The sequence below is a fragment of the Microbacterium sp. P5_E9 genome, from assembly GCF_054049175.1.
In genome coordinates this window covers 137,875-150,403 of record NZ_JBFUMV010000002.1, presented here as the reverse complement: position 1 = coordinate 150,403, position 12,529 = coordinate 137,875, and the positions used below count along the sequence as shown (strand labels likewise).

Annotated in this window: 10 protein-coding genes; 6 read left to right on the top strand and 4 right to left on the bottom strand. The window is 70.0% G+C overall.

Features of this window, described 5'->3' with window-relative positions; translation table 11 throughout:
• Window positions 1-68: 68 nt before the first annotated feature.
• Window positions 69-3,689, bottom strand: coding sequence for a TM0106 family RecB-like putative nuclease (locus ACXJ3V_RS04060; protein ID WP_457098981.1), 3,621 nt, complete (start codon window positions 3,687-3,689; stop codon window positions 69-71).
• 93 nt (window positions 3,690-3,782) lie between these two features.
• On the opposite strand from ACXJ3V_RS04060, the gene ACXJ3V_RS04055 reads away from it, so the two are divergent.
• Window positions 3,783-5,852, top strand: a complete 2,070-nt coding sequence (locus tag ACXJ3V_RS04055; protein ID WP_457098980.1) for an NAD(+) synthase — start codon at window positions 3,783-3,785, stop codon at window positions 5,850-5,852.
• 12 nt (window positions 5,853-5,864) lie between these two features.
• Here ACXJ3V_RS04055 and ACXJ3V_RS04050 read toward each other — a convergent pair whose 3' ends face one another.
• Window positions 5,865-6,440, bottom strand: a complete 576-nt coding sequence (locus ACXJ3V_RS04050; RefSeq protein WP_457098979.1) for a hypothetical protein — start codon at window positions 6,438-6,440, stop codon at window positions 5,865-5,867.
• A gap of 160 nt (window positions 6,441-6,600) precedes the next feature.
• On the opposite strand from ACXJ3V_RS04050, the gene ACXJ3V_RS04045 reads away from it, so the two are divergent.
• The 4 genes from ACXJ3V_RS04045 to ACXJ3V_RS04030 are packed head-to-tail and all read left to right on the top strand — an operon-like array spanning window position 6,601 to window position 10,293.
• The gene (locus ACXJ3V_RS04045) at window positions 6,601-8,076 is read left to right on the top strand and encodes a phytoene desaturase family protein (protein ID WP_457098978.1); all 1,476 of its coding nucleotides are present in this window, start codon (window positions 6,601-6,603) and stop codon (window positions 8,074-8,076) included.
• 3 nt (window positions 8,077-8,079) lie between these two features.
• Window positions 8,080-9,540 carry a lipase maturation factor family protein gene (locus ACXJ3V_RS04040; protein ID WP_457098977.1) on the top strand — a complete coding sequence of 487 codons (1,461 nt, stop codon included), beginning with the start codon at window positions 8,080-8,082 and terminating at the stop codon, window positions 9,538-9,540.
• Window positions 9,541-9,571: 31 nt separating this feature from the next.
• Entirely contained in the window at window positions 9,572-9,700 is a 129-nt protein-coding gene (locus ACXJ3V_RS04035; protein WP_457098976.1) for a hypothetical protein, read from the top strand.
• 35 nt (window positions 9,701-9,735) lie between these two features.
• Complete coding sequence (locus ACXJ3V_RS04030) at window positions 9,736-10,293, top strand: phosphorylase family protein (protein WP_457098975.1); 558 nt, start codon at window positions 9,736-9,738, stop codon at window positions 10,291-10,293.
• A 10-nt stretch (window positions 10,294-10,303) separates the two neighbouring features.
• Here ACXJ3V_RS04030 and ACXJ3V_RS04025 read toward each other — a convergent pair whose 3' ends face one another.
• A complete protein-coding gene (locus tag ACXJ3V_RS04025) occupies window positions 10,304-10,981 on the bottom strand; it encodes a GDSL-type esterase/lipase family protein (protein WP_457099416.1) in 678 nt (225 codons plus the stop codon).
• Here ACXJ3V_RS04025 and ACXJ3V_RS04020 point away from each other — a divergent pair.
• The gene (locus ACXJ3V_RS04020) at window positions 10,926-11,567 is read left to right on the top strand and encodes a hypothetical protein (protein WP_457099431.1); all 642 of its coding nucleotides are present in this window, start codon (window positions 10,926-10,928) and stop codon (window positions 11,565-11,567) included. The genes ACXJ3V_RS04025 and ACXJ3V_RS04020 overlap by 56 nt on opposite strands.
• Here ACXJ3V_RS04020 and ACXJ3V_RS04015 read toward each other — a convergent pair.
• The gene (locus tag ACXJ3V_RS04015) at window positions 11,560-12,426 is read right to left on the bottom strand and encodes a GDSL-type esterase/lipase family protein (RefSeq protein ID WP_457098974.1); all 867 of its coding nucleotides are present in this window, start codon (window positions 12,424-12,426) and stop codon (window positions 11,560-11,562) included. The two genes, ACXJ3V_RS04020 and ACXJ3V_RS04015, sit on opposite strands and share 8 nt — an antisense overlap.
• Between the last annotated feature and the right edge of the window lie 103 nt (window positions 12,427-12,529).

Sequence of the window (12,529 nt, the reverse complement as noted above, 5' to 3'; positions counted from 1 at the left end):
TGACTCCCCCCTTCCCCAGGAGAGAGTCCGCTGCCGCGCCTTTGATACCTCCGCTGCGGAACTCGGGGTCAGTGCAGGACGAGCCGGGCGAATCCGCTCAGCCGTGCGACGCCTTCCGGCGTGTGCGGCAGGTCGTCGAGGAGTCCGGGCGAATGCACGACGTACGCGGTGTGCATGGCTCGTGAGATCGCGACATTGAGGCGGTTGCGCAGGAGCAGGAACTCCAGACCGCGCGGCGCGTCGCGGCCCGACGACGCCGCCAGCGAAAGGATCGCCACCACGGCCTCTTTGCCCTGGAACTTGTCGACAGTGCCGACCGGCACACGATCGAACCCTGCCGCCGCAAGGGACTCCTCGATTTCCACCTGCTGCGCGTTGTAGGGCGTGACGATGATGATGTCCGACTGCTCGAGCGCGCGCGGGGCGAGCACGGTGATCTCTTCGTCACTCACCGTCGTGCCGGTCCAGGCCCGGCCGAGCAGCCCTCGCACGATCGTCACGACGGCGTCCGCCTCCTCCCGCGATTGGGTGGAGTTGCCGTGGTGGCGCACTGGGACCGCCGCCAGTCCGGGCTCGATGCCCTCGAGGACGCGCAGCCCCGCGGAGGGATGCGATGCGAGCTCGCCGCGGTACGACAGCCGCGACACCGGCTCCGCGACGGCCGGATGCATGCGCCAGGTGCGGGCGAGGAAGTACCCGAACTCGGGTGGAACGACATCCGATCCGTCCATCACCCAGCCGAGCGCGGACGTGTCCACCGGCTCGGGGTGGGTGCCCTGGCTCACCTGGGGCAGCTGCTGCGGATCGCCCAGGAGGAGCAGGCGGGACGCGGCGAGCGACACGGCGATCGTGGAGGCGAGCGAGAACTGCCCGGCTTCGTCGATCACCAGCAGGTCGAGGCTGCCACGGGGAATCCGGCCCTCGTGGCTGAAGTCCCATGCCGTTCCGCCGACGACGAACCCGCCGGTCTGCTCGGCGACGTACGCCGCCATGCCGTTCTTGGGGATGACGGTGAAGGATGTCTCGGCCGAGGCATCCTTCGGCGCTTTGGCCACCTGCGCGGGCGAGACGCCGGCGTCGACGATGCGGTCGAGCATGTTCTCGACCACGGCGTGCGACTGGGCGACCACGCCGATCTTGTAGCCGTGCTCGCGGATCAGGCGCGCGATGACGTGCGAGCCGACGTAGGTCTTACCGGTGCCTGGTGGGCCCTGCACCGCGAGGTAGCTGCGGTCCAGGTCGAGGAGCGACCGCACGATCGCATCGACGTCGTTCCCCGACGACTGCGCGAGCCCTCCAGCCGGTCCCTGAGCGTGTCCAGCCGGTCCCTGAGCCTGTCGAAGGGTGCGCGGCGGGCGCCGGCGCAGGATGTCGGTCGCAGGGTCTTCGGGGAAAGCCGGCGCCGCGGCGATGAGCGTATCGGCCCACGCGTCGATCGCGGACTGCTGGTTGCCTGCGCGCGGCGGGGGCGGCGGAGTCAGGGCGATCGGCAGTTCTGACCACGTCTCGCCCTGCACCGCGTATTCCTCGACGATCGCGCCGTCGTCGAGGACCTCGACCACCCGCACGCGGTGGTCGGCATGGATCCAGCGGGGCGACGGCTCGAACGGGAACGGCGCAGGCAGCTCGTAGAGCGCGAAGGGGTCGGTCCCTGCGCTCAGACGGGTGCCGGGCGCGAGCTCGCCGCGCAGCTCGAGCACGCGCCGGTCGGCCCTGGCGCCCTCCGGGCGATTCCAGTCCTCGATCACCTGGCACCGGGCGCCGTCGAGCACGACGACGTCGCGCACCTCTTCCCAGATGGCGACGGGCTCGCGCAGGCGCAGAAAGTGCGTTCCCCAGTAGCTCTTCGCCTCGCGCGGGTAGTAGTCGATCGCGGCGGACGCGAGGCGCAGCGACTGGGCGTCGTCCGAGTCGTCCGGGAGGCTGCGCGACGCGGCGGACAGGGCGAGGGCGCGCGGCGACGGCTCGTACACCTTCTCGTCGGGCTCGGGCTCCGGTGACGGCCGCAGATTGGCCTCGCGCGCCCGGTCGACGAGCCAGTCCCGGAGGCGCCGAGTCGAGACGCAGTCGTACCGGTTGTAGTCGGCGAGATCGTCCAGGATTTGGCCGGCGCCCGCGGTGTCGCCGTCTTCCTGCAGCGCCCGCGCCTGGACGTACTTGACGATCGAGTCGTCGCCCTTCTGCACGTCGCTGGTGCGCACCTCGTCGCCCATGTACAGCGGCTCGAGCTTCTTGATCGAGTACGACCGCGACCCCACGCGCAGCGACCGGCGCACGATCGGATAGAGATCGACGAACACCCCATCGCGCAGCAGTCGGTCGACGTCGGATTCGCGGATGCCGTGGCGCGCTGCCATCGACAGCAGGTGCGTCGGCTCGTAGGGCGCGTAGTGGTAGATGTGCATCCCGGGGTGCTGGCGGCGGCGGAGCGCGACGAAGTCGAGGAAGGTCTCCAGCGCGACCCGCTCCTGCGCGAAGCTGTGCGCCCAGAGCGGGGTGTACTGCTCCCGCAGATCCACCCACCCGAACAGGTAGTCGATCCCCCACTGCAGGACGCCCATGGCATCCGGCGCCTCGGTGTACAGCGGGTCGCCCTCGAAGTCGAAGAAGAGGTCGCCCAGGTCGGGCCGAGGCAGCGCGCCGAGCGCCTGCGGCAGCACAACCTCGAAGGTCGGCACGACCACGCCCGATTCGGTCGCGGGCGCGTGCTCACCACCGTCCTCCGGGTGGGCAACGAGCGGAGGGATGCCGCTCCCGGCCGGGCTCGCCAGCTGGAGGCGAGCCTGGGTGCGCAGCATCGCGAACGTGTCGGCGCTCATCCGCGCCGGCACAGCGGTCGCGGTGGCGAGGTCGTCGATCGTGAGGATGCCGGCCGCGCGAAGTCGCTCGCGCTGCACGGGTCGCATCCCGGCCACGAGCAGCAGGTCGCGGCCCGCGATCACCTCGGCGTCGCAGGTGGCGCAGCGACCGCACGCGACGACGCCGAGCTCTCCGCGCCCGTCACCCCAGGCGATGGCGGCGCCCTGTGCGCCGAGCGTCAGCTCGCGGTCGTCGATGAGGGCGCGCAGCCGCGCGCGGCGGAGTTCGAACACCGGGAAGATGTCGGCGACCTCGTGCACGCTCACCGTGCCGTCGCCGAGCAGCAGTTCCACCCGATCGGCGCGCGGCACCCCGAGGCGATCGAGCTGATCGACATAGGCCGCGAGCTGCATGAGCGCGGTGACCTTGGCGCGCCGCGCGAGCTTGGTGTCCTGCACGATCCAGCGGCCGGCCTCATGTGGAGCCTGCCCTGAGCCTGTCGAAGGGTCGCGCACGAGGAAGTCGGCGAAGCCGACGAAGTCGGGGGTCGAGAACGCGGCCTGGTAGATCACCGTCACGTCATCGGACGCCAGTGCTTCATTCGTCCGCGCGACGGCTTCGGCGAGAGCCGCGGCATCCGTCGACCGCGCCGCGGCGATCTCGACCACGCGTTCGCCGTGCGCCGCACGGTAGGAGGCGAGGGCGCGAAGCTCGTGCTCTCCGCCGAGGCGGCCGGCGCGTGCCAGGGTGAGGTCTTCCGGCTCGACCACCGCCGGCACACGACCCAGTCGTGCGTCGATCGCCCGCAGCCACGCGAACTCGCACTCGGCGGCGGCTTTCAGGTCGCTCGCACTCCAGACGATCCGGCCTTCGCCTTCGATGTATCGCATGATGCCCTTCCGCCCTCGACGATAGCCGCGAGCCCCGACATGCCCGCGCGCGTCGCCTGTCGAGGCCGACCCGCCACCTGCCAGACTGGGACGGTGAGCACAGCCCTCCCGTTCGAGAGCGCCTATCGGCATGGCTTCGCGCGCGTCGCGGCCTGCACCATTCCCGTCGCGATCGCCGACCCGGCCTCGAACGCCGAGGCCGTGCTGCAGGCGGCCCGAGAATGCGATGCCGAGTCGGTCGCCGTCGCCGTCTTCCCCGAGCTGTGTCTCAGCGGGTACTCGATCGACGACCTCCTGATGCAGGATGCCCTGCTCGACGCTGTCGAGGCCGCCGTCGCACGACTGGTCGAGGCATCCGTCGATCTCTTCCCCGTGCTCGTCGTGGGAGCGCCGCTGCGCCATCGCAACCGCCTGTACAACTGCGCCGTCGTGATCCACCGCGGCGAGCTGCTGGGCGTCTCGCCGAAGTCGTACCTGCCGACCTACCGCGAGTTCTACGAGCGCCGCTGGTTCGCGCCCGGCGACGACCAGCAGGGCGAAGACATCCGGGTCGCAGGCCTCGAGGCCCCCTTCGGGCCTGACCTGCTGTTCGAGGCCCTCGATGTGCCCGGTCTCGTCCTGCACGCCGAGGTGTGCGAAGACGTCTGGGTGCCGATCCCGCCGTCGTCGCTCGCGGCCCTCGCGGGCGCCTCGGTGCTGCTCAACCTGTCCGGCAGCCCGATCACGATCGCCCGCGCGGACGATCGCAAGGCGCTCTGCCAGTCGCAGTCCCTCCGCTGCCTCGCCGCCTACGCCTATGCCGCGGCCGGCGCCGGCGAGTCCACGAACGACGTCTCGTGGGACGGCCAGACCATGATCTACGAGGGCGGCACTCTGCTCGTCGAGACCGAGCGCTTCCCGGACGGCCCGCGGCGCAGCGTGGCCGACGTCGACCTCGACCGCCTCCGCCAGGATCGCCTCCGGCAGGGGACGTTCGACGACAACCGCCGCACCCACGACGCCTATTTCCGGACGGTGCACTTCGAGCTCGACCCACCCGCCGCGGACATCGGCCTGAAGCGCACCCTCGACCGGTTCCCGTTCGTGCCCGACGACCCGGCCAGACTCGCCCAGGACTGCTACGAGGCGTTCAGCATCCAGGTCTCCGGCCTGGTGCAGCGGATCAGCGCGATCGGCGGCCCGAAGCCCGTGCTCGGGCTCAGCGGCGGCCTCGACTCGACGCACGCGCTGCTCGTGGTTGCGCGCGCGATGGACCGGCTCGGCCGCCCGCGCAGCGACATCCTGACCTACACGATGCCCGGATTCGCCACCAGCGAGCACACCAAGGCCAACGCGATCGCCTTAGCCGAAGCGGTGGGCGCGTCGATCGAGACGATCGACATCCGCCCCGCCGCCTTGGAGCTGCTCGATCGCATCGGGCACCCCTACGCCGACGGCGAGCCGGTGCACGACATCACCTTCGAGAACGTCCAGGCAGGGCTGCGCACCGATTACCTCTTCCGGCTCGCCAATCAGCACGGCGGCATCGTCATCGGCACCTCCGATCTCTCCGAGATCGCCCTGGGCTGGTCGACCTACGGCGTCGGCGACCAGATGAGCCACTACGCGGTGAACCCGGGCGTGCCCAAGACGCTCATCCAGCACCTCATCCGGTGGGTGATCGCGCACGACGACGAGACCACCCCGCTGGGCGATCACGCCAAGGAGGTGCTGCAGGCGGTGCTCGACACCGAGATCAGCCCCGAGCTCGTTCCCGCCGGCCAGGACGGCCGCATGCAGTCCACCGAGGATCGCATCGGCCCCTATGCCCTGCATGACTTCGCGCTGTTCCACATCCTGCGTTACGGGTTCCGGCCCTCGAAGATCGCCTTCCTCGCGGAGCGGGCATGGCAGGACGCGGATGCCGGAGCCTGGCCGCCCGGATTCCCCGCCGAGGACCGCTACGCGTACGACCTGCCGACCGTCGCGAAGTGGCTGCACGTGTTCCTGAACCGCTTCTTCGCCTTCGCGCAGTTCAAGCGATCGGCGATACCGAACGGCCCCAAGGTGTCGCCTGCGGGCTCGCTGTCGCCGCGCGGCGACTGGCGCGCCCCGTCGGACGGCAATGCGCGCGCCTGGATCGCCGAGCTGAAGGCCGCGCTTCCCGACCTCGTCGAGGACTAGGTCGAACGCGGGTCAGGACTCGTTCGAGTAGGCGAGCGTGATGACCCAGCCGTCGCGAGACAGGTCGACCAGCGAGTAGTGCACCGGTCGGTCGGGGATCCAGCCCTTGTGCTTGGAGAGGTCGAGCCGCACATACTCGGGCTTCATCCGCACGCCGCGGCCGTCGGCCTCGCGGACGGCCTGCACCTTGGTCCAGTGCGAGATCAGTGCCGACATGTCATCGATGTTGACCATGTGCGAGTGCTTGCGCATATCGGCCAGCGTGGCTTCGTCAGGCTGCGTGTCGCGCAGGTCGATGCCGAGCTGCACGCCGTCGTCGGCGACCACCGCCACCGTCGCTCCGCGGAAGCTCGCGGTGCGGATCTCCAGCGGCAGCTCCTTCTCGTCGATCTCGGCGAAGAGCTGGGTGTGGAAGCCGAACTGCGCGGGCGCTTCGCGGTGGATACGCACGGCCTTCTCCTCGACGCCCATCCGGGCCGAGATGATCTGCCGCGCCAGAATGCGCTTGCGGTCGTGCTCGGGGAGCTTCGGGTCCCAGCCCAGTCGGGCGCCGATCCCACTCGGGGTGTCGAGCAGCACGGATTCCATAGAGCACCTCTTCCTGCGGACGATCGCACTTCATCTTGGCGCATCCCGTGGTCACCTGCACTCAGCGCGCCCGACGCCCTCGGCGAACGCCGGGACGGTCGGCCTGACTGCACGCACTCATCCGGCGCGAAGACCCTCGCCGCAGTGGGAGACTGACCCCATGGCCAGGCGCGCGACCGTCGTCGGCAGCGGGCCCAATGGACTCGCCGCGGCGGTCGCGCTCGCCCGGGCGGGCCTCGAGGTGGTGGTGCTCGAGGCGTCGAGCACGATCGGCGGCGGCGTCCGCACCGCCCCGCTGACCCTCCCCGGGTTCCGGCACGATGTCTGCTCGGCCGTGCACCCCGCGGCGCTGAGCTCACCCTTCTTCCGTGCCTTCGGGCTTCGCGAGCGAACCTCGTGGATCGTGCCGGAGGCCTCGTTCGCGCAGCCCCTCGACGGCGCAGCGGGCGGTGGCCGTGCGGCGATCGCGTGGCGCGACATCGACCGCACCGCCGACGCCCTCGGCCCCGACAGCCGCGCCTGGAAGGCCGTCGTCCGGCCGCTCGGCGAGCATCTCGACGGCGTGGTCGACTTCACCGGCAATCAGCTGATCCGGATGCCGCGGCATCCGGTGACGACCGCGCGCTTCGGTCTGCGCGCCCTGGAGCTGGGCACGTCGCTCGGACGCCGCACCTTCGCGACCGAGGAGGCGGATGCGCTCTACGCCGGGGTCGTGGCACACGCCAACTCCCAGCTGCCCACGGTCGGCGCGGCGGCTTCGGCGCTGTTCCTGCTGGCCCACGCCCACGGGCCGGACGGCTGGGCGTATCCACGTGGTGGTGCGCAGTCGATCGCGGACGCACTGCTCGCAGACCTGCGCGCGCATGGTGGCGAAGTGCGCACCAACTCGAACGTCACCTCGCTCGCGACGCTCGATTGGGGAGATCCGGATGCCGGTGACCTCCTGCTGCTCGACACCTCGCCGCGCCTCGTGCTGACCCACCCCGACCTGCCTGCACGGTATGCCCGCGGCATCCGGCGCTACCGGTATGGGGCGGGCGCAGCGAAGGTCGACTTCGCGCTCGACGGCCCGGTGCCCTGGTCGCACCCGGACGTCGGCCGCGCGCCGACCGTGCACCTCGGCGGAACCCGCGCCGAGATCGAAGCGAGCGAGAACGCGGTCGCCGCAGGCCGGATGAGCGACGCGCCGTATGTGCTGGCCGTGCAGCCGTCGATCCTCGACGACTCGCGGGCGCCGGACGGCAAGCAGGTGCTGTGGGCGTACCTCCACGTGCCGTCCGGGTCCACGCTCGACCCGACCGAGCTCGTCACCCGTCAGGTGGAGCGGTTCGCGCCGGGGTTCCGCGACCGCATCCTCGCGTCGCACTCGATGAGCGCCGCGGACCGCGCCGCCTTCAACCCGTCGGACATCGGCGGCGACATCCTCGGCGGCGCGTTCACGTTCGTCCAGGCGTTCCGTCGGCCGGTGGTCTCGCGCACCCCGTGGCGCACCCCGCTGCGCGGGGTCTACCTGGCGTCGGCGTCGACTCCGCCCGGACCAGGGATCACCGGCATGCCGGGGTGGTTCGCGGCGCGCCAGGCTCTGGCCGACGCGGCCGGGGTCCCGGTCGAACTCGAGGACCTCTTCGAGGACTGACCCATGGACGGGTTCGCGGCGGTCGACTTCGAGTTCGCGCGGCAGGTGCTCCAGCGCGGGATTGCCGCGCTCTACCTCATCGCCTTCCTCTCGAGCTTGAACCAGTTCCGTCCGCTCCTCGGCGAGCACGGCCTCCTCCCCGCCCCCGAGCTGCTCGAGTGGGCACGGTCATCGAAGAGCCGGGGACGGATGCTGCGCCCCACCCTCTTCCGCCTGCTGCGGTACACCGACCGGCGCCTGGTGGTGCTCTGTGCGGGCGGGATCACCGTGTCCGCGGCCCTGGTCGCTGGGCTCCCGCAGCTGGGGCCGCCCTGGGTGCCGGCACTGTGCTTCCTCCTGCTGTGGGGCGCGTACATGTCGATCGTGAACATCGGGCAGACCTTCTACGGCTTCGGCTGGGAGATGCTGCTGCTGGAGGCGGGGTTCCTCGCCGCCTTCCTCGGTTCGGATGACCAGCCGCCGGCGACCGCCGTGATCGTGCTGTTCTGGTGGCTGCTGTTCCGGCTCGAGTTCGGCGCGGGGATGATCAAGATCCGCGGTGGGCGGGAGTGGCGCGATCTCACCGCACTCACCTACCACCACGAGACGCAGCCGATGCCTGGTCCGCTCAGCCGTCAAGCGCACCTCCTCCCCCGCTGGTTCCATCGGTTCGAGGTCATCGGCAACCACTTCGCGCAGCTGGTGGTGCCGTGGTTCCTGTTCGCGCCGATCCTCGGGCTCGTGGTGCCAGGACCGGTGCCGGCGATCGTCGGCGCGGTCGCGGCATCCATCGTCCTCGCCACACAGCTGTGGCTCGTGTTGACCGGCAACTTCGCGTGGCTGAACTGGGCCACGATCGTGCTCGCGTTCTCGGCGATCGGGCTGCCCGCCCTTCGACAGGCTCAGGGACCGGCCGCCGCGGCCGCTGGACCGTGGCTCGTCGTCACGAGCGCCGTGGGCGTGTTCTACCTCGTGATCAGCTGGCCGGCGGCCCGCAATCTCACCGCCCATCGACAGCTCATGAACGCGAGCTTCAACCGGTGGCAGCTCGCCAACGCCTACGGCGCGTTCGGCACGGTGACGAAGCGCCGCATCGAGTACGTCGTCGAGGGGACGCTCGACCACAATCCGGATGCCGCGGACTGGCGTGAGTACGACTTCAAGGGCAAACCAGGCGACGTCCGCCGGATCCCGCGCCAATGGGCGCCCTATCACCTGAGGCTGGACTGGCTGATGTGGTTCCTCCCGCTTGGGCGGTCGCTCGACGACTGGTTCCAGGTCTTCCTCTTCCGCCTCCTGGAAGCGGATGCCGCGACCCTGCGCCTGCTCGCCCGCGACCCGTTCCGCGGCGAGCGACCGCGCTGGGTGCGGGTGGTCTCGTATCGCTACCGCTTCGCCACCCGGTCCGAATTCCGGGCGGTGCGCGCGCGGTGGGTGCGCGACGAACGCCACATCCTCGTCCGCCCCATCGGGCTGCGCGGCTGATGCCCAGGCGGAATGGACGTACCCTCGAAGGGTGAGCAGCCCCGCACCCGACTCGAAGAAGCCCTCGCCGTCGCGCATCGCCATCTGGGTCGTCGTCGGAGCCGTGGGGGTCTACATGCTGGGGTCGGGCATCATCGGGATCATCTCCGGCGGAAGCTGAGCGTCGCGCTCAGGCCGTCCTGACAGACTGGCGCGGTGAGACTCCTCGTCGCGGCCCTCGAGGCCGAACTGATCGCCTTCCCCGCCGAACTCCCCGGATTCGACCGCCTGGTCACCGGACCCGGCAAGCTGCAGGGCGCCTTCGAGCTCACCCGCGCACTGCAGGCCGCGGACTACGACGAGATCGTCGTGGTCGGCACGGCCGGGGCGATCGACCCTCTGCTCGAGGCATCCGTCTACGAAGTCGGTTCAGCGATCCAGCATGACGTGACCGACATCGACGGCATCGTCGGCCAGCACGTCTCGCTGCCGACCCGCCTCGAACTCGGGCGGGAAGGCGTCACGATCGCCACTGGCGACCACTTCGTCGATGACGCTGAGGCCGTTTCGGTGATCCGGCCGCTGGGTGCGGGCCTCGTCGACATGGAGACCTATGCCTATGTGTGGGTGGCCGAGCGGTTCGGCATACCGATCCGCGTGCTGAAGGCGGTCTCGGATCGCGCGCAAGACGGCGCGCTGACCGACTGGCGCGAAACCGTGACCGCCTGCAGTCACCAGCTGCGCGAGCGAATCCAGGACGAGTACGGCGCCTGATCGGTTGGGCCTACGGCACCCAGTGCGAGGCCGTCCAGGCGACCCCCGCGAACTTCGTCTGCCCGGCCAGCGACGGGTGGAAGTAGTCGTTCGTCGAGATGTCGCTGGAAAGGAACGCCGTGGTTGCGATGGCGTTTCCGTCGAAGGTGCAGTTGATCGCGGCGGTGCAGAGAGCGGCGAGCGCCGCGTTGTAGGCGGTGACTCGCGCCTGCACGTCATTGCGCCTCTGGACATCCGCGGGCTGGGTGCTTCCGGCGTTCGCCAGCATCGACTGGCAGACGCCCCCCAGAGTCCAGATGAACCGGGCACTGAGGCTGCTCGCGTTGACGGAGTACAGCGTCAGGAGGTTCGGGATCGATGCGACGAAGATCTTCGGATGTGAGCCGGTCGGCTTCGAGAGCTCGGTGAGCGCTGCAGAAATGTTGGCGGAGTAGACCTGGGGGTCGGTCATCGTCGCGACCGACGGGGTGCAGGCGTCGTTCGCACCGATCTCGATCGTCACATACTGCGCCTGCTGAGCGACCGCCTGCTTCGCCTGCCCGAGCAGCGCGTCTGCCTTGACGCCACTGACCGAATCGTTGAAGCGGGTTGTCGCTCCAAGCCGCGAGGCGACGGACTGCACGGTCACGTTGGTGCCCGTCGCCCAGCTGTTCGCCGGGCAGTCACTGATGCTTCCGCACGACGACATCGCCTGCGTGATGGAGTCGCCGAGGGCGGCGATGATCTTCGTCGGTGCTGGGGTCGAGGTCGGCGTCGCGGTGGGCGTTGCTGTCGGCGTCGCAGTGGGCGTCGCAGTGGGCGTCGCGGTAGGGGTCGAAGTCGGCGTCGACGTGGGCGTGGACGTGGGCGTCGACGTGGGCGTCGAGGTCGGGGTCGACGTGGGGGTCGAGGTGGGGGTCGAGGTGGGCGTCGCGATCGGCGTTCTGGTCGGCTTTCCCTTGGGCGCCGGCGCCTGGGTGGACGTTGCAGTTGGCGCAGGCGAAGGCTTCGCGCCGGGCGCGGCCGAGGCTCCTGCACTTCCGATCATCGAGCCGGCGACGAGGACGGCTCCGACGATGAGTGCGGCGACGACACCGCGCGTCCGACGTGGTTCGTTCATGGCTCTCTCCCCATCGGAGTCTGGCCGGATCATCGCGCGGTCGTGCTCACGTCCGATTCACCGGAGTTTCGGGTCAACGACCCCCAGGCCGATGGCGCAAACCTTACGCCCGCCGGGAAGATCGCACAATCGAGCGGCGGCGCGCCACGCCGATCAGACCTGGGCGGCTACTTGACGTACTGCGTCTGAGCCCAGGTGTTCTGAGCGAGCTTCACCTGTCCCGCCAGCGACGGGTGGAAGTAGTCCCGTGTCGAGATGTCGCTTGCAAGGAAAACGGTGGTCGCGACGGTGGCGTCGAAGCGGCACCGTGGGGTCTTGCTGCACACCTCAGCCAGCACTGCGTTGTACGCGTCCACCTGGGTCTGCACCGCAATGCGGCGGTCGAGGTCGGTCTGCTTGGTGCTCGTGGGACTCGCCAGCATCGACTGGCAGATTCCGAGCACAGTCCAGGTGAAGCGAGCGCTCGAGCTGCCCTTGTTCACTTCGTAAAGCTGCTTGAGGCTCGGGATCGAGGCCACGAAGATCTGCGGCTGCGAGGGGCTGGCCGCGAGCGTCGCCAGTGCGGTGGAGATGCTGGTCGCGAAGGTGCCGGCGGCGCCATCCCCGACCTTCCCGACCGGCGTCATGGTCGCCACCGTCTTGGTGCAGGCGTCGTTCGCACCAATCTCGATCGTCACATAGCCGGCGGCCTGACCGACCGCCTTCGTCGCCTGCGCGGGCAGTGCGCTTGCCTTCGCCCCCGACACGGAATCGTTGAAAGCCTTGGCCGGAAGGATGCCGAGCTGCTTGGCGTGGGAAGGCACGCTGGCCGCCGAACCGGTCGACCACGAGTTCACCGGACACCCGGAGAGGCTGCTGCAGGTCATGAGCGCCTGGGTGATGGAGTCGCCGAGGGCAGCCATCGCTGTCGGGGCCGGGAGCAGCAGCGTCGGGGCCGCCGTGGCTGCGGACCCGCCCAGCAGCGATCCGGCGACGATCACGGCGCCAGTGACGACGGTGGCCAGGATGCGGCGCGCCTTACGAGTTGTGTGCATGGTCTCTCCCCAGCGATGCCACACCGGCGAGTTCGTGAACGGGCGTGCACGACCGACATCTCCGGCGATTTCGGGTTTCGGCAGGTCCCCCAGGGGCCTGGCT